A 17,773-nucleotide genomic window follows, 5' to 3' on the forward strand; every position below is an offset into this window, starting at 1 on the left:
ATGAGTCAGGAAACCATTTATCAATATAATGTACGTGTGTATACCGAAGATGTAGATTATATGGGTATTGTGTATCATGCGAATTATCTATGTTATTTTGAACGTGCTCGAACTGAGATGTTGCGCCACGAGAATTTAATCCTTAGTGAGTTAGCAAAGACAGATACCCTCTTTGCGATTACTGAGATTAATATCCGATATCTTGCGCCAGCACGATTAGATGATTTGCTAAACATTACAACTAAAGTAGGGAAATCAGGGGCTTGCAGTTTTGAGTTTGAACAAGAAATGAAGAACCAGCATGATAAATTGCTGTGTAAAGCACAAATTAAAGTGGTCTGTGTTGATGGGAATTTAAAACCGAAACGATTTCCAGGTAAATAACAGGTAATAAAGAACTAATTAAAATAAGATCTTGGTAGCGGAGACAAAAAAAGATGGGTAGTCAGGCAAATGTATTAATGTATTTTATGCAAGCAGGCTTAGTAGTTAAATCAGTGATGATGTTGCTCGCCATTGCGTCCATTACTTCTTGGACATTGATTTTTCAAAGAGCCTGGTTTTTTAATCGTAAAAAACAAATGACTGAAGCATTTAGTCGTAGATTTTGGGATAGTGGCGATTTAAGCCGACTTTATGCAGATATTGATAGCAATGCTGATGAGCGCCATGGGATGGCTGCAATTTTTCATGCCGGTTTTAAAGAATTTGTGCGTGCTAGAAAACAGGGGCAGGTGGTTCTAGAACCTATTCAGCGTGTAATGCAAATTAGCCATGCCAAAGAAGCTGAAAAATTAGAGCAACATTTACCTTTCTTTGCTTCGGTTGGTTCAATTGCACCCTACGTGGGGTTATTCGGTACAGTTTGGGGGATTATGACCTCTTTCCAAGCTTTGGGACATGCACAACAGGCAACGATTGCAATGGTTGCTCCGGGTATTTCTGAAGCCTTGGTTGCAACCGCGTTAGGATTATTCACGGCAATACCTGCAGTTATTGCATACAACCGATATTCAACTCGAGCAAATGGCTTATTAGATCGATTTGAATTATTTCAGGAAGAATTGATATCACTTATAGAACAACAAAACAGTAATACTGTAAGAGGATAAAGTTCAAAATGATCAAAGCGAAGACCAAACGTGAACGTCCCATATCTGAGATTAACGTGGTGCCTTATATTGATGTAATGTTAGTTCTACTGGTTATTTTTATGATTACAGCTCCAATGCTAAGTCAAGGTGTGACTGTGGATCTACCCAAAGCAGCCAGCCAGACTTTGGCGCCCACAGATAGAGAGCCAATTATTGTTTCAGTAAATCAAGAAGGTACTTATTTTCTTAATATTAGCAGTACACCTGCGGATCCTATTGATCCACAGGCTTTAACGGTCCGTGTCGCTGCCGAGTTAGAATTAGCAAAGCAGTCAAACCAGAAACTGAATGTATTAGTTAAGGGAGATCAAGGCGTTGCTTACGGTAAAGTAGTGCAGGCTATGGCGTTATTAAAACAAGCTGGTGCGGAACAAGTAGGGTTACTGACTGACGACACAACATCGAATCAATCAGAGGAGCAAGCATAATGAACACTAGTTATCGGAATGCTTTTTTTATAGCTATTGGCTTGCATCTTTTTCTAATTGTAATGCTCTTGTCTGATAATTCCAGCCAGCGTCCAGTATTAACTGCCGAGGCGAAAAACGAGCCAGGAATTGATCAGCCTATTGCGGCAACCCCACCGCCGCAACAGGAAGTGGTTAAAGCGGTAAGCGTTGATAACAAGCAAGTAATGGAGACGGTTAATCGTTTAAAGCAAGAGCGCGAACAACAAAAACGAGCGGAACAGAATCGCCAACGTGAACTGAATCGACAAGCAGAAGCTGCTAAGCAGCAACGTATTAAAGAGCAGCAACAGCTAGCACGCTTGAAAGAAGAAGCAAATAGAATCGCAATTGCTCGGAAAAAACAGGCAGAAGAAGAGAAAAAGCGACTTAAACAGCTTGCTGAACAAAAAGCGTTGGAAGCAAAGCGCATTGAGGAATTAAAAAAGCAAAAAGAAGAGCTGGTAAAGCAACAGCAACTTGAGGCTAAGAAACTCGATGAGCTTAATAAAAAAAAGTTGGCCGAAAAAGCGAAGGCAGAAAAGCAAAAGGCTGAACAGGCTAAAGCACAAGCCGACGCTCAGGCGGCCAAAGAATTAGCTGATAAAGAGCGTATTGCAAAAGAAAAGGCTGAGCTTGCGAAAGCGGAAGCCGAGCGCAAAAGACAAGCCCAGGCTGCTGCAGCACAAAATGCAGAGCGTGAAGCACGCATTGCAGGGGAGGTCAATAAGTATAAAGCGCTGATTGTTAATGCAATCGGTAGAAATTGGATTCTTCCTGAAAATGTAGATAGCACTTTATCCAGTCAATTTAGAATACGTTTAGCTCCTGATGGTGCGGTATTGGAAGTTACGTTAACCCGCAGCAGCGGTGATCCACTTCTTGATCGCTCAGCGCAAACAGCCATTCGTAAAGCGTCACCACTTCCTGTTCCTACAGATGCTGCGACATTTAATATGTTTCGCGATATTAGTTTAACCGTTCGTCCAGAACAAGTTAGGGGGTAAAACTCGTGATTAATCGAATTACTACATTATTTCTTTTGTTGTTTACACAACAGCTCTTTGCTCTTGATTTAGAGTTAACTCAAGGGATCAACTCGGCTTTACCTATAGCTATTAACTCTTTTGGCTCTGATCGTGGCGCCCAGGAAATAGCCCAGCTTGTTGAACATGATTTAACTTTTTCGGGGCAGTTTAAAATTGTTTCAGGTCCTCAAGGTCCAAATGCTCAATCATCAATCGCTACATTAAAGCAGTTGGGTGCTGATAGCGTAGTGACTGGACGTGTTGTGGCGGTAGGCGGTCAATATGAGGTGAGTTTTACCTTGTCTGATGCTGTAGCCAATGGTGCAACTTTATTAACAAAAACCTATAAAGTAGGTGCGAATCAGCTAAGACCTTTAGCGCATCACATTAGCGATGAAGTTTATCAAAAGCTGACTGGGGAGCGTGGTATATTCTCAACGCGTATTGCTTATATTTCGGTACAAAGATCTACTCGTGGTTCGCGTTACTCACTAGAAGTTGCTGATGCAGATGGGTATAACCCACAAAGCTTACTGGTTTCTTCGGAGCCAATTATGTCTCCTTCCTGGGCACCTGATGGACGAAGCATTTCTTATGTATCTTTTGAGAAAAAACGAGCGCAAATTTTTACGGTATCTGTAGAAACAGGACAACGCAGATTAATTACGAGCTTCCCTGGTATTAATGGTGCTCCAGCTTGGTCACCCGATGGTAGGCAATTAGCTGTAGTTTTATCAAAAAGTGGTACGCCCAAAATATACAGTGTTGATGTAGGTAGTGGGGTAATGAAACAATTAACCTTTGGTGATGCAATTGACACAGAACCCCGCTATGCCCCTGATGGTAAGAGTCTGCTCTTTACTTCCGGACGCGGCGGTTCCCCTCAAATCTATCGTTTATCTTTAGCCGATGGCCAAGTAAGCCGCGTTACTTTTGATGGTAATTATAATGCGCGCGCATCATATACACCTGATATGAAAAATATCATTATGTTGCATCGTGATGATCGGCAATTTAATATCGGTTTACAAAGTGCCAGCGGTGGTCCTGTGGTGAGTTTAACCTTTTCTGGACGCGACGAGTCTCCATCTGTTGCTCCTAACGGACGATTAGTATTGTATGCAACTCATAATCAGGATCAGGGCGTTTTAGGTATTGTTTCTTTGGATGGTCGTATCCGGATGAAGTTACCTGCGCGTGAAGGTGATGTACAAGAGCCAGCATGGTCTCCTTATTTAGGCTAAGGTTCTTAGTTATATGAAACGGATTTCTTATTTATTAATTCTTGGCTTGATGGCATTAAATTCTTATGGATGGAATATGCAAGGTCATCAAGTTGTGGCGCAAGTTGCGTATGATAATTTGACGCCACAAGCAAAGGAAATGTGTCGCAGGATCTTGAATTCACGCTCAAAAAAATCCTCTAATGCGAACTTTATTGCTGCTGCAATCTGGTTAGACCAGATTCGTTTCAAAAATGTGCACTGGTATGATACCTTTCATTATATTAATACCCCATTTGCTGAAGATGATACGACGCTTCCTTCGGTGGAAAGGAGCAATGCCATCTGGGGCATAAAGAATGCGATTGCTGCGTTATCAGCCAAAAAGTCCAGCGCTGCTGATAAACGTTTGTCCTTACTGATTTTAATCCACTTAGTTGGGGATATTCATCAGCCACTACATACCGCAACCAAAGTTAGCCATCGCTTGCCTAAAGGAGACTTAGGCGGCAATTTATTTCCTTTAGGTAACAATCGCGTTGGTTCTAATTTGCATCAATATTGGGATAATGGGGCCGGTTTTTTTATTGGACGCCGTAAGATAGGTCAAATAAAGTTTAAGGCACGATTACTAGAGCAGCGTTGGCCTTGTAATCAAATTTCTACCCTTAACAATCCAGGACAGTGGGCTAAAGCTTCTCATGAATTAGCTACAAGTCAGGCTTATCATATTTATCCCAAAGAAATACCGAGCAAACAGTACCAGCAAAGAGCGCAAAGCCTCATTCAAAAGCAGACAGCCACCGCAGGATGCCGCCTTGCTTCAGTGCTTAATGAGTTAGCAAAAAAGCCTTAATCAGTTTAATAACGGCATTAAAGAGAAAGGGGAGATAGCCAAACCCTTAATCGGGACAATGATATACTCGAAAAGCAAAAACCTGTACTAAATTTGCATTTTGTGTTAATCTGCTCGACAGGTAATTTTGCATCAGGCCTTCTACATGAAAAAATACGTTGATCAACTAGCTCACAACACGCTACAAAAGCTCAATCAGCAATTATTAGAATCTTCAAATGCAGCTTCTTTAACAGATAAAGAAATAATTCAAGTAATAACTGACGTGATTAATGGTGAGTATAAATCATGTAAAAAATCACTAAGGCTCGATTTTTATAAAAAATTATCTTTATTACTCCATTCTGATAGGTTCGCCCGGGATTCTAAATATAATGCTCTTGCAACTTATTTGCAAAATAAGGAGTTAATTGATGAGCCACAGAAAATTTTGATTGAAGTTCACAAAAATCAATCTGAAAAACCAATTCTAAACTTTTTCAAGGAAGTGTTTAGAAAACCAAGTAAGTTTACGCATGTACTCTTATATCGCATATTAGATAACCCTTTAATTACTAATCTACAACGTTATCCTGGGCCGTTTGGTAGCATTATCACATTCTTATCAGTACTGGCTCAAATTGGTATAGCAGTGGCTCTATTATTAGGCGTGCTAGGTGCTGGTATCGTAACGGGGCTTATAAGGGCCTCAAATTCCTTTATCGATTTTGTATCAAATAAAATTACAGACAATAAGTATCAGCAAATGCAAGAGCAGTATAAAACGGCCAATTTTTCAGAATACAAGAAGCAGTTTTTGGCAGAATCGAAAGAAAAAATATGTGGTGAACTGTATGCTTCTAACTACGAATTATACGACACGCTAAGTAGAATGGATGATTCAGAATTTTGGAGCTATCTCATAAACATTGAACCCATTCATGAGGACGCACCTAAGACCGTAGCTGAAGAAATAATACATAAGAAAATATTAACCAGCTCAGTATTTACATTAGATAAAATAAAATCTATTTTTTTCGCCACTCATGCAACAATTATTGATGCAGATAAGGGGATGTTGCAACGGGTCATACCATTAATCATGTTTCCATTTTTGTCAGCGAGTGTAGTCTTAGCAGACACCATTTCATTTGCCCAGAGTTGGTTTTTCGCCGCGGTAAATACTACAAACCTGGTATCATATTATTTAACTTTGATGGCATTTAATATGCCTCTTATGGGCTACGACGCCTCAGTGTCGGTATTAGAGTATTTCTTGGAGAAAGATATTGTTGGCCATGAGGTAAATACAACTAAGATTAATAAAACCCCATTATATTTATTATTTGACAAACCTGTAAATAACGCGGATTGCTCAAATTCTGTTGAGCCTGTCCATATGAGTTCACCTCTTAGCTCTTTAGTAGAAAATCAAGAGCATAATGTTGATAATCTTGGCCTTGAGAATCAAGCTTCTGGAACTGTGTTACGTTAACCGATTATAAGAAATAATAATTCTTCTTATGTAGAATGTTTGTTCGTGATTTTATTTTATGCTACTATTTGACCACTTTGTGATAAATGGTTTGTATTTGATGATAAATAAATCACTCGATCTGTTAGCCGTTCGTACAATAGAATCAATTGAGAATGATGTTTTAGCCTTGCAAGAACAAGGAATAGTTCTAAGCCCCAAAAGCGTATTAGATATTATTATTAGCCATATCAGCAGAGCTTATGCTGAGGTATCGAAAGAAGATAAAAATACATTCTATCATGAGTTATCATTTCGCTTTCAGTCAGATAAATTTAAAGGTTCTTACCCTGAGTTATATAGGTCTTTGAGTTTGCTAAAGTTAGCAGATAAGCCACGAGAGGTATTAAATAGCATTCATAAAAAGTATCACGATCGTAAACAGTTATTTAATAATCTAGTTAAAAGCAAGGCTTTAAGGACCTTGTTAGAATATACTTTAGAAAACCCGCTAACTTCGCAATTAACACGTTATACCCAGCCGTTTAATTTTTTATCAAAAGCAATGTATTTAAGCGTGCTCATTCCATTAATTATCACTATCTTTTTGGGATTTGTTGCATTAAGAACTATTGACTTGGCATTAGCGGTGGTGGATTTTTTTGTAAATATCTTAACTCCAGTTTTTGTAGGGAAGCACGATGCGCAGGAGCTCAATCGTTATCGTTCCTCACACTTTGCACAATATAGAAAGGAATACTTAGCTAATTTACGTGATGATTATATTGCCAAGACAATATGGAGTGAAGAAAAATTAGGTCACCAAGAATTACAAAATTTAAGTGATGAGCAGTTTTTTGAGTTTGTTTTAAAAAAGGAGCTTGAGGAGAAGGGCCTTTATAATGAAGCGCCAGTACGAAGAGAAAATGAAACAGATACGCAGTATCAAGAACTTCTTAATGGCTGGGCTCAAGATAAAAAGCGCTACGAGGAAGAAATATTAGCGCACCACCATAAAAAAATTAATGACAGTATTTATATCAATGGTTTGGACCGCGTGAAACGTTTATTTATGACTTTTTATAAGGCTATTAGCGAGCCGATTACTGTTTTTTCCCTATTCGTAGTGCGCCCTATACAATTGGCTTCGGCTGCATTTATTTTACCTGTTGCGGCTTTAACTGAGCTGGTTCGCTATGCTAGCTTTGCTGCTGCATTAGTAGGGATGACAGTCATGGGAGTCGCGAGTTTTCTTACTTTATCCTTGTTGAGCGGTCCATTATATGCCTATGACTTTGCTCGATACACAATACATAGATTACAACACAGCTTTGGGAAAGAGCAAAAAATGGAGACTGGTGCTGGGCTTGAATTAACGCCTAATCCAATGCAGGAGTTGTTGAAAAACAAACCGGTACAAGATAACTCGCGAACGGGCACTGAGCCTCCTCCTCACCATGACTCTCCAATTGAAGGCACATCAATGGAGCAAGAACACATAGTACAAAGTGAGCCTGGTGTATCTGGTGAGTTGGTTCTATAAAGTTGTTAACTGCTACAGTATGCCAAATTAAATTACATGTGCTATATTTTATTGGCAATTATACAAAAAAATAATAGATGTCTTTCATTAAAAGGAATTAAATTATGAATAAGATTCTTGCTAAAGCAGGTATGTTTACTTTATTAATTAGTGTTTCTATTTATGGTTGGGCTAATGCGTGTATGCCTATTGCAAGAGCGTGCATGCAGAATGGCTATCATAAAGGTGGGGAAAAGGAGCACAAAGGTTTAGTAAAAGACTGCGTTCTTCCAGTAGTAATGGGTTCTAAAACATTACCAAATACAAATTTTAGTCAGAACGAGCTTCAGGATTGCAAAGCAAAAATTGCTCAGAAAGTAAAAGGTAGAATGTAAGATTAAGGGAGTAGTGTAGGCTGGGCTGATAAGCCCAGCACGTAGTTTTCTCTATTCCCAATGCTGGGCTTGCCAGCCCAGCCTACATTAAACGTGTTTTACGCTTTTTGTAGTGATTCAATTACTGCACCTAAAAAGCGAGTTGCCTCACCTCCAGTTGCAGCTCTATGATCAAAACTAAGTGATAAGGGCAGAAGGTTATGCACCTCAACAGTCCCATTATCATTGGCAACAACACCCTTATAGAGTCTTCCTACAGCCAAAATAGCAACCATTGGCGGAACAATAATAGGGCTTGCAAATCGCCCTGCAAATTTTCCAAAATTAGAAAGCGTAATGGTGGCGCCTTTTAATTTATCAGCACCAATTTCTCGATTTGCCACAGAGGTTTTAAATTCATTAATTGTTTGGCGTAATTCTGCATCAGAACATTTTGCCGCGTCATGGATAACCGGTACAAATAATCCTTCATCATTATCCATAGCAAGGCCAAGATGTACCTCTTTAAAACATTGGCGAGCACCATGTTTCGTATCAAACCAGGCATTCATTGCAGGTTCTTTTTCCGCGGCATGAATTAGGGCGCGAATTAAACGTACAGTAATATCCGTCCCAGGTTGCCAGCTATGGATATCTGCTTCGTCAAAAATGCTAACAGGAACTACTTCGGTATGGGATTGTACCATGCTATTTAGCATTGCACGTCGCACACCACGCAGAGGCTCATACCCTACAGGCACTTGGGAGTTTTTATCTGCTTGCGCTTGCACATCATCACGGGTAATCATGCCAAACTCACCGCTGCCTTTTAAGGTGGATAAATCGACACCTAATTTTTTAGCAAGCATTTTCACGGCAGGAGTTGCTTTAACTCGAGCCTTGCCAGAATGATGTATGCCTACTACAAAATTATCTTCGCTAACTTCACTGCTTTCTTCTAAATTACCAACTACCGTACCTTTATCAGCTGGTTTTGCAGCATTTGACTCAAATGCAACCAAGGGTTCGCCTGTTTTAATCACATCACCAGGTTTACCAAATAACTTACCAATAACACCGCTTTGGGGGCAGGGAACATCAACTACTGCTTTTGCTGTTTCCATAGAAACAAGCGGTTGATCGGTTACAACTACATCACCTTCCTTGACAAACCACTCATGAATTTCAGCATCAGGTAAACCTTCACCTAAATCAGGCAGATTAAAAATATTCATTATTACTCCATTATGCTCATAACACTGTTTTTAATACGTGCAACACTCGGGATGTATTGTTTCTCTAACTGGAAGTAGGGCATGACCGTATCGTAGCCTGTGACGCGTTGAACTGGAGCCATCAGATCAGCCATTAAATTTTCCATAATAAGCGCTGAAATCTCTGCGCCTACACCACAAGTTTTTGCTCCTTCATGAACAATAACGCAACGCCCTGTTTTTTCCACAGAGGCAAGAATCGTTTCGATATCTAAGGGTTTTATTGTTGCAACATCAATGAGCTCACAGGAAATACCTTCATCTTCAAGCTGCTTCACTGCTTGTTGAGTTTCGTGCAAACTAGCACCCCAAGTAATCAGCGTTACATCATCACCCTGTTTTAATGTAAAGCACTTGCCAATAGGTAAGGCTTCTCCATTATCCTCAACGGGTTGTTTTACTAGACGATAAATACGTTTAGGCTCAAGGAAAATAACGGGATCAGGATTACGCATGGCGGCAAGCAATAAGCCGTAAGCTCTTTTCGGTGATGAGGGGATTACTACCTGTAAACCTGGAATATGGGCAAATAATGCTTCGGTACTTTCTGAATGATGCTCTGGTGCTCTAATTCCACCGCCAAAGGGCGCACGAAACACCAATGGGCAACTTAAACGGCCACGAGTACGGTTACGCATACGCGCTGCATGAGAAATGATCTGGTTCATTGCCGGATAAATAAATCCCATAAATTGGAATTCAGCTACAGGTTTTAAACCTTGTAATGACATACCAATTGCTAATCCTGCAATCATGGATTCAGCGAGTGGTGAGTCAAATACTCTTTTTTCCCCAAATTGTTCTTGTAAACCGGCTGTCGCGCGGAAAACGCCTCCATTTTTACCTACGTCTTCACCAAAAACAACCACATTTTCGTCATGGGCTAACTCATAAGCTAAGGCCTGAGTAACCGCTTCAATTAAGGTAATATCAGGCATGAGATGCTTCCTCCATAGCGATTGCACGTTGTTCCACTAAATAGTCTGGTAATTCTGCAAAATGGTAATCGAAGATGCTGCTAATTGGTTGTGGTGTTCTACTAAGGTATTCATCCACTGCTTTCTCAACTTCAGCAGCACAGTGCATTACTAATTGCTCTTCTTCTGCAGCACTCCAGAGGTTGTTTTGTACCAAGTATTCCTTGAAGCGAGCAATAGGCTCTTTGGGTTTGGCTTGCTCTACTTCCGCTGAAGGTTGATAGCGAGTCGCATCATCAGCAGTCGTGTGGTCGGATAAACGATAAGACATGGCTTCAATCAATGTGGGGCCTTCGCCACGGCGCGCTTTCTCAATAGCATCACCAATCACCTGGCGTGTTGCTAAAATATCGTTACCGTCAATTTGCAAGCCAGAAAATCCTGCCGCTATGGCTTTTTGGGCAATTGTCTCTGTGCCGGTTTGCTTGTCTCTAGGTACGGATATAGCCCATTGGTTATTGTTTACTACAAAAACAACGGGTAACTTCCAAGTACCGGCTACGTTAATAGCTTCATAGAAATCGCCTTCAGAGGTTCCACCCTCACCAATACATACTACCGCTACTCGTGGTTCATTTCGGTATTGGAACGCAAAGGCAACTCCGGTAGCATGTAAACATTGGGATGCAATAGGTACGCAAATAGGTAAATCCTGGGACTTGCAGGCAAAATCACTGCCGCGCTCATCGCCACCCCAATAAGTTAGAATCTCTGACATTTTTACGCCACGCTGAATTTGCGCTGCGTAATCACGATAATAGGGTACAAGCACATCCTCAGGCTTCATCGCATGGCCTATAGCAGTAGAAATCGCCTCTTGGCCATTAATTGGGGCATAAGTCCCCATTTTACCTGTCCTTTGTAATGCAATTGCTTTCTTATCAAAAGTTCGTGTAAGCACCATGACTCGATAAAGTTCTTTAAGCGCTTCCACGTTACTGGCAAAAGCAGGAAGTTCCCCTGCTAATTTGCCTTGTTCATTTAGAAATTGAGTATATGTAATATCAAATTGAGCAACCGTTGCCATACATGGCTCCTTGTCAACAAAGCGTTTGCATAGCATACTCACAAATTAATGTAAAAACCAGTTAATTATTTGTAGCAAATGACGAGAAATATTATAAAGCAACCAATGCTCTTGAAGCTCAATTATTTCCCTTTAATGCAAGAGTATTATCAGAAATTATGCCACTTACCTGGATTTGTGCTTTTGGAAAGTACAGACCGTTCTCAAGGACGTTATGACTTAGTAAGCGCCTACCCCTATGACCGGTTTAGAATCGACAATCAAACACAAAATATCCTCGAAGCATTATCCCAGTTACGAGAGATTTTAACCGTGCAAGCTTCAGAGGCTGACCTGCCATTTCAAGGTGGTGCAATAGGTTATATTTCTTATGATTTAGGCGCTCAGTTAGTGGGTATTAAATCGTTTTCACAATCCAGTTTAGAGACAATGCCCTTATTGGATTTAGGACTTTATGATTGGGCGATTATTGTGGATCATGAGCTCAAGAAAGTAACTTTATTTGCTGCGAATACACAGCCTTCAACCCAAGCGATTCTTGATGAGATTCTCACTTTATGGAATAGTGGGCAGAGCGAGCCAAGCAAGGCAGTGTTAACTAGTGATTTTAGTCCCTTAATTTCAAAAGATGCATACCAACAGGCATTTAACTCAATTCATCAATCCTTGGTAACCGGAAGATGTTATCAAACCAATTTAACCCAGCCATTTCATGCGAAATATGAAGGGGACAGTTGGGCTTTTTATCAAAAAGTAAGTCGTAAAAATCCAGTTCCTTTTTCGGCTTTTTTACGAATGCAAGATGCGGATATTTTGAGTTTTTCGCCTGAGCGCTTTCTCCTTTATGATGAAGGGAGATTGCTTACCTCTCCCATTAAAGGAACTATAGGGCGTTCAACAGACCCCATTGAAGATCAACGTTTAAAAAATGAATTGGAAGCAAGCGAGAAAAACAGGGCTGAAAATGTCATGATCGTTGATTTATTGCGAAACGATCTGGGTAAAATAGCGAAACCTGGCTCTGTGCATGTAACCTCTTTATGTGCTATTGAAAGCTACAATTCAGTACATCATTTAGTAAGCACTATTGAAGCTCAATGCTTAGATACAATTCACCCTTTAGACGCATTTTTATCTTGCTTTCCTGGTGGTTCAATTACTGGGGCACCTAAAATTGAATCCATGCATATTATTAGCCAAGAAGAACCTTATGCACGAGGTGTTTATTGTGGATCCATTGGCTATTTCTCCCGGCATGGATATTTTGATACAAACATTGCCATTCGAACTGTAACGGCTAAAAATAATCTATTACATCTTGCTGCGGGTGGTGGAATAGTTATTGACTCCAACTGTGAAGACGAATATCGTGAATGTTTCCTCAAAATTGCGGCGATAATTAATGGACTTAAGTGAATTCAAGGATCGTTCTCCAATTTCTGCTGCGGTGATGGTTTTGTATGAACGTGCCACAGACTCGCTTATTTTAACAAAGCGTCGAGAAAATCTGCGTGCTCATCCTGGAGAGGTCTGTTTTCCTGGTGGAACCTGGGAGGAGGGAGATCCCGATTTATATGCTACTGGATTAAGAGAGTTGTATGAGGAGCTAGGAATTGCGGGCGAACGGGTTACTTTAATAAGGGCACTAGATCCTCAGCCCACCTTATTAGGTAAGATAATTCAGCCTTGGTTTGCTCACATTGAATCGGTTAATCCTTATCAGATAAATCCCGATGAAGTAGCGCGATTAGTCATGATTCCTATGCCTTTGGTGCAATCGGCGAAAAACTATAAGGATATAATCGTTGAGCGAGGGCGCTTTCGCTTTAAAAGCTGTGAGTTTGCTTTTAATGAGGATTGGGTTTGGGGCGCTACGGCGAAGATCATGAAGCAATTGGTTGTTGATTAATAAACATATTGGAAGCGTTCACAAAATGTCTACCTTTACAGCAACGACAGCAGTTTTTTATTTAATTTTAATAGAATAGATACAGGGTGAACGCTTATAACGTATTAGGATATAGAAAAGATCGTAGCAACTGTTTTGCATTTCCTTTCAAGACAGTTGCTACATTAAATTAGTACATCTTCATCGAGCATAAGCTTGTTAAATAAATTATTTCAACGCACGACGCAAAATCTTGCCCACATTCGTTTTGGGAAGCTCATCAAAGAACTCAACGATTTTGGGAACTTTATAGGCAGTCAAATGCTCACGACAATAAGCAATTACCGCTTCCGCAGTTAAATTAGGATCTTTTCGTACAATACAGGCTTTTACACGCTCCCCTGATTCCGTATCGGGTACACCAACCACCCCAACTTCCAAAACTCCAGGGTGCATGCTAATTACCTGCTCTACTTCATTAGGGTACACATTGAATCCAGAAACCAGAAGCATGTCTTTTTTTCTATCAACCAGATAGATATAACCTTCTTCATCCATCCTACCAATATCGCCAGTTTTTAAATAACCTGATTTGGTAAAAACTAAGGCAGTTTCATCAGGGCGTTTCCAATATCCAGGTGTAACTTGAGGACCTTTAATGCAAATTTCTCCACTGGTACCAATAGGTACCTCATTTTCATTATCATCAAGTATTAAAATGTCTGTTGATGGAAGAGGTAGGCCGATGCTGCCGTTATAATCAGAAAGTGTCATTGGATTTATGGTTGCTGCAGGACTTGTTTCGGTTAGTCCATAAGCCTCCAATATACGGGACTTGGTTACTTCTCGCCAGCGTAGGGCAACACTTTTTTGTAAGGCCATTCCACCTGATAATGATAATCTTAACTTGCTGAAATCCACCTCTTTGAATTGAGGATGATTTAGTAAGCCATTGAATAAAGTATTAACTCCAGTAATGGTGGTGAAGCCGCAATTTTTTATTTCTTTAATAAAGTGCTTCATGTCCCTAGGGTTGGTAATTAATATGTTTTTTGCCCCCATTTTCATAAAGGTCAAGCAATTCGCTGTTAGGGAGAAAATATGGTACAGAGGTAAGGCAGTGACTATGACTTCTTTTTCTTCTTGTAACGCGGGAGATATCCACGCATAGGCTTGTAACAAATTAGCTACCAAATTCCCATGCGTTAAAATTGCGCCTTTAGCGACTCCGGTTGTTCCACCGGTATATTGCAGGAAAGCAATGTCATTATGATCTAAATCAACCTTATGCAAGGTCGATTGTTTTCCTTCAAGTAAGGCATAGTTAAATGCCACGGCATGTGGAATATCATAAGTAGGGACCATCTTTTTGACATATTTAACAACCGCATTAACAATAAAGCGTTTTATTGGAGGAAATAAATCGCCGATTTGCGTTATGATAACGTGTTTTATAGTTGGGGTAGAGGGTAATGCGTTTTGAACTGTTTTGGCAAAGTTAGCGACCACAACAATCGCCTCAGCGCCTGCATCATTCATTTGATGAATCACTTCATCAGTTGTATATAAAGGATTTGTATTAACTACAACATAGCCCGCCAGTAAAATACCAAAAATTGCAACGGGATATTGTAGCAGGTTAGGCATCATAATGCCGATGCGAGCTCCTTTTTCCAAATTAAGCTGTTGGAGGTAGGCTGCAAAACTGTGGCTTAGTTCTTCTAATTCAGCAAAAGTAATTTCGCAACCCAAATTGGCATAAGCGATTTTTTCTGCATGATTAGTGCATGATTCTTTGAACAAAGCGACAAGGGAAGAGTATTGACTGGGGTCAATTTCATGTGGAACGCCATTCTGATATTGTTCAAACCACCGTTTATCCACCTTAATATCCTTCTGTTATTGTTTTTCACATGTTAGTATAAACAAAAAATCTGGTTATGGATATCATACTCATGAGTGAAAATACAACACAAACTCAAGCATTTAAGCTTAAAGGCCGGCTATACACCTTCACTGTTTTACAAGTGTTAAATACGGATAGTGAAGTTTTTGCACAGCAATTGGTTGAAACTATAACAAGAGCTCCTAAGCTTTTTGACCGAACTCCAGTTGTTTTTGATCTTGCCGCAGTACATCAGTTAGAGTTTGATTTAAATGCCTTAATTCAAGCTGCACGTACTAATGGAATGATTCCCGTTGCTATTCAGGGCGGAAGTTCTTTACATGATACATTGGCTCAATGTCAGGGATTAGCTGTATTGCATGCTTCTACGACCCAAGATAAGCCAATTATTGAACGTTCTATTGAACCCTCTCAACCGCAGCAGCCTGAGGCATCCAAAACTAAATTATTAACCACGCCAGTTCGTTCCGGGCAACAATTTGTGGCTAAAAATGCTGATTTAATTGTGACTTCTTCCGTAAGCCATGGAGCTGAATTATTAGCTGACGGTTCAATCCATGTTTATGGAGCCTTGCGTGGCAGAGCTTTAGCTGGAATTTCAGGCGATAAAGAAGCACGCATTTTTTGTCAATCATTAGAAGCAGAGCTGGTATCAATTGCTGGATTTTATCGTTTAAGTGATGCCATTGAGCCGCATAATGGTCCATGCCAGATTTACTTGTTGGATGATCACATCCACATCGAGCCTTTATGATTGATGCTGTTTTTATTTCTGATCTTCATTTGCATCCGGAAGAATACGGCATTCAGGCTCATTTTGAATCCTTCCTCAAATGGGCCCTACAGCATTCAGTAAAAAATATTTATATTCTAGGTGACTTTTTTCATGCCTGGGCTGGTGATGATACTCTAAATGATTGGAGTAGCGGCATCGCAGAACAATTACATGCATTAACACGGCAAGGGATTAATTTGTTTTATATGCATGGAAATCGAGATTTTTTATTAGGCAAACGTTTTGCTCAATTGGCAGGATGGACTGTTTTAAAAGAGCCCACGATTATTCATTTAGATAATGAAAAAATAATGTTGGTACATGGCGATCGTTACTGTACTAAAGATGTGGCTCACCAACGCTTTAGGCTGCTTACTCGGAATAAAATTTTTCCGGCTTTATTTTTAAGCTTATCACCAAAATATCGCGAGCGTTTGGTAAATCAGGTACGCAGCCGTAGTCAAAACAATGTGAGTAAATCCATGGAGCAAATGGATGTGGTTACGGAGTCAGTAATTCGACATATGCAAGAGCATGGAGTTACTAAGTTGATCCACGGACATACTCATAAGCCCGGTATAACAATCTATCCGATAGGGCAAGAAGAATTTACACGTTATGTGCTTAGTGATTGGGATGACAATCCCAAGCTGTTATGTTATGATGCAAACGGGCTTTATTTTACCCATATGTGATTCTTTCGATAGGAGCTAAAGATGGTAGACGACAGAACAATACAAGATGAAATAGCTCAAAAGAAAAAAGCCATGAACGAGGATGCCAGGCGTTTAGCTCAAGATAATGCTAAGAAAGCCTCTCTAGTAGCCAGACGACACTTAGAGGAATTACGACAAGCTGCCATTGCAGAAGAGATCGAAGCGCTAAAGAAAAAAGCAGTTGTAGGTACAGACAAAGAGGGAAGACAGATTACCAAACAATCAGTTTTTGAAGATAAGCTTAAACAGGTAATGAGTTCTGAGCAAAGTTCAATCCATGACTGGAAGTCTTCTATGATGGCTTTGATTTCAGTTTTATCAGCATTTGTTGAGGCCGTAAATCAAGACATTAATGAGAAAACAGCTCCCGTTATCGTCTCATTAAAGCATGCTCTTAAAAATGGCATCATCGATATGAAGGATACTCTTTTAGATAAGCTTCGTGGTGATCCAAGAATTAATTTACCTACGTTAGCTCATCATGTAAGTATAGGTGCAGATAATAAATTAGCAGTAAAATTACGTGCTGGCGAGGAAGAAATGCATTCTCAAGACCGCGCAGCTTTAGTTGCTCGATGGCTTGATGAACGTGGATTAGAAAGAGATCCGGATCATATGGATGGATTTAGAACTAAAAATGGGCATATGCCTATATCTGCAGACGCGTTTAATAAACTAAAAGATGATCCTCAAAATGGATTGGATGCATTTTTAAACCGTGCTTCCGTAAAACTTCCTCAAGGTTTAAGAACTTTAGTTGCTTTATGGTTAAATGAACGGGGTTATGAAATCGATCCAAACAATCCGGAAGGATTTATAAGTAAAGAAGGGCATGAGCCTTTAACTACAGAACAATTTAATCAGCTAAAAAATAATCCCGATCATGGATTAAATGAGTTTTTAAATCGAGCTTCAGAAGTGCAGTACGCCGAAGAGCTTGATAATAATCCACGTCCTAATTAAGTATCTATTTAAATAAATAGCCGTCATTACCGCTAGTCTTAGCAAGGTAGTGACGGTATGTTTTTTCAGCCATATGCTGCGCTTTTCTTCTAATTTTCCAGTATCCCTTTGTGGGATGACAATCTTAAAATTATGTATTATTATAATACAAAAGGGCTTTGTTTTACCCCAAGTGTGATTTTTTAGGAGCT

Annotated in this window: 18 protein-coding genes; 14 read left to right on the forward strand and 4 right to left on the reverse strand. The window is 39.9% G+C overall.

Features of this window, described 5'->3' with window-relative positions; genetic code table 11:
- The 9 genes from BN3124_RS11815 to BN3124_RS11855 all read left to right on the forward strand — a co-directional run bounded on the left by BN3124_RS11815 (position 1) and on the right by BN3124_RS11855 (position 8,077).
- Positions 1-384, forward strand: a complete 384-nt coding sequence (locus tag BN3124_RS11815) for a YbgC/FadM family acyl-CoA thioesterase (protein WP_058534994.1) — start codon at positions 1-3, stop codon at positions 382-384.
- Between the two features lie 53 nt (positions 385-437).
- A complete protein-coding gene (tolQ, locus tag BN3124_RS11820) occupies positions 438-1,112 on the forward strand; it encodes a protein TolQ (RefSeq protein WP_058534995.1) in 675 nt (224 codons plus the stop codon).
- A gap of 8 nt (positions 1,113-1,120) precedes the next feature.
- Entirely contained in the window at positions 1,121-1,582 is a 462-nt protein-coding gene (tolR, locus tag BN3124_RS11825) for a protein TolR (RefSeq protein ID WP_058534996.1), read from the forward strand.
- Complete coding sequence (tolA, locus tag BN3124_RS11830; protein ID WP_058534997.1) at positions 1,582-2,607, forward strand: cell envelope integrity protein TolA; 1,026 nt, start codon at positions 1,582-1,584, stop codon at positions 2,605-2,607. Before tolR ends, tolA begins: the two co-directional genes overlap by 1 nt.
- A 5-nt stretch (positions 2,608-2,612) precedes the next feature.
- On the forward strand, positions 2,613-3,872 hold the full coding sequence (gene tolB, locus BN3124_RS11835; protein ID WP_058534998.1) for a Tol-Pal system beta propeller repeat protein TolB: 1,260 nt from the start codon (positions 2,613-2,615) through the stop codon (positions 3,870-3,872).
- A gap of 13 nt (positions 3,873-3,885) precedes the next feature.
- Positions 3,886-4,707: a S1/P1 nuclease gene (locus tag BN3124_RS11840; protein WP_058534999.1), complete on the forward strand. Its 822-nt coding sequence runs from the start codon at positions 3,886-3,888 to the stop codon at positions 4,705-4,707.
- Between the two features lie 145 nt (positions 4,708-4,852).
- Positions 4,853-6,181 carry a hypothetical protein gene (locus tag BN3124_RS11845; RefSeq protein WP_058535000.1) on the forward strand — a complete coding sequence of 443 codons (1,329 nt, stop codon included), beginning with the start codon at positions 4,853-4,855 and terminating at the stop codon, positions 6,179-6,181.
- Positions 6,182-6,281: 100 nt separating this feature from the next.
- Positions 6,282-7,703, forward strand: coding sequence for a hypothetical protein (locus BN3124_RS11850; RefSeq protein WP_058535001.1), 1,422 nt, complete (start codon positions 6,282-6,284; stop codon positions 7,701-7,703).
- A gap of 104 nt (positions 7,704-7,807) precedes the next feature.
- A complete protein-coding gene (locus tag BN3124_RS11855; RefSeq protein WP_058535002.1) occupies positions 7,808-8,077 on the forward strand; it encodes a hypothetical protein in 270 nt (89 codons plus the stop codon).
- A gap of 98 nt (positions 8,078-8,175) precedes the next feature.
- On the opposite strand, the gene BN3124_RS11860 is transcribed toward BN3124_RS11855, so the two are convergent.
- The 3 genes from BN3124_RS11860 to pdhA are packed head-to-tail and all read right to left on the reverse strand — an operon-like array spanning position 8,176 to position 11,334.
- A complete protein-coding gene (locus BN3124_RS11860; RefSeq protein WP_058535003.1) occupies positions 8,176-9,291 on the reverse strand; it encodes a dihydrolipoamide acetyltransferase family protein in 1,116 nt (371 codons plus the stop codon).
- Between the two features lie 2 nt (positions 9,292-9,293).
- A complete protein-coding gene (locus BN3124_RS11865; protein WP_058535004.1) occupies positions 9,294-10,268 on the reverse strand; it encodes an alpha-ketoacid dehydrogenase subunit beta in 975 nt (324 codons plus the stop codon).
- On the reverse strand, positions 10,261-11,334 hold the full coding sequence (gene pdhA / locus BN3124_RS11870; RefSeq protein WP_058535005.1) for a pyruvate dehydrogenase (acetyl-transferring) E1 component subunit alpha: 1,074 nt from the start codon (positions 11,332-11,334) through the stop codon (positions 10,261-10,263). The genes BN3124_RS11865 and pdhA overlap by 8 nt, the downstream gene beginning before the upstream one ends.
- 78 nt (positions 11,335-11,412) lie before the next feature.
- Between pdhA and pabB the strand changes: the two genes are divergently transcribed.
- Together pabB and BN3124_RS11880 are read left to right on the forward strand one after the other, a co-directional pair.
- Positions 11,413-12,750 carry an aminodeoxychorismate synthase component I gene (pabB, locus tag BN3124_RS11875; protein WP_407927389.1) on the forward strand — a complete coding sequence of 446 codons (1,338 nt, stop codon included), beginning with the start codon at positions 11,413-11,415 and terminating at the stop codon, positions 12,748-12,750.
- Entirely contained in the window at positions 12,737-13,243 is a 507-nt protein-coding gene (locus BN3124_RS11880) for an NUDIX hydrolase (protein WP_058535006.1), read from the forward strand. The genes pabB and BN3124_RS11880 overlap by 14 nt, the downstream gene beginning before the upstream one ends.
- A 207-nt stretch (positions 13,244-13,450) precedes the next feature.
- On the opposite strand, the gene BN3124_RS11885 is transcribed toward BN3124_RS11880, so the two are convergent.
- Complete coding sequence (locus BN3124_RS11885; protein WP_058535007.1) at positions 13,451-15,106, reverse strand: AMP-binding protein; 1,656 nt, start codon at positions 15,104-15,106, stop codon at positions 13,451-13,453.
- A gap of 71 nt (positions 15,107-15,177) precedes the next feature.
- On the opposite strand from BN3124_RS11885, the gene minC reads away from it, so the two are divergent.
- From minC to BN3124_RS11900, 3 genes are read left to right on the forward strand one after another with little or no spacing between them, the layout of a single operon-like run.
- A complete protein-coding gene (gene minC / locus BN3124_RS11890; RefSeq protein WP_058535008.1) occupies positions 15,178-15,882 on the forward strand; it encodes a septum site-determining protein MinC in 705 nt (234 codons plus the stop codon).
- The gene (locus BN3124_RS11895) at positions 15,879-16,598 is read left to right on the forward strand and encodes a UDP-2,3-diacylglucosamine diphosphatase (protein WP_058535009.1); all 720 of its coding nucleotides are present in this window, start codon (positions 15,879-15,881) and stop codon (positions 16,596-16,598) included. Before minC ends, BN3124_RS11895 begins: the two co-directional genes overlap by 4 nt.
- A gap of 21 nt (positions 16,599-16,619) precedes the next feature.
- Positions 16,620-17,582, forward strand: coding sequence for a hypothetical protein (locus BN3124_RS11900; protein WP_058535010.1), 963 nt, complete (start codon positions 16,620-16,622; stop codon positions 17,580-17,582).
- The last annotated feature ends 191 nt before the right edge of the window (positions 17,583-17,773 follow it).

The sequence above is a fragment of the Legionella saoudiensis genome (assembly GCF_001465875.1).
In the GTDB taxonomy this organism is placed as follows: domain Bacteria; phylum Pseudomonadota; class Gammaproteobacteria; order Legionellales; family Legionellaceae; genus Legionella; species Legionella saoudiensis.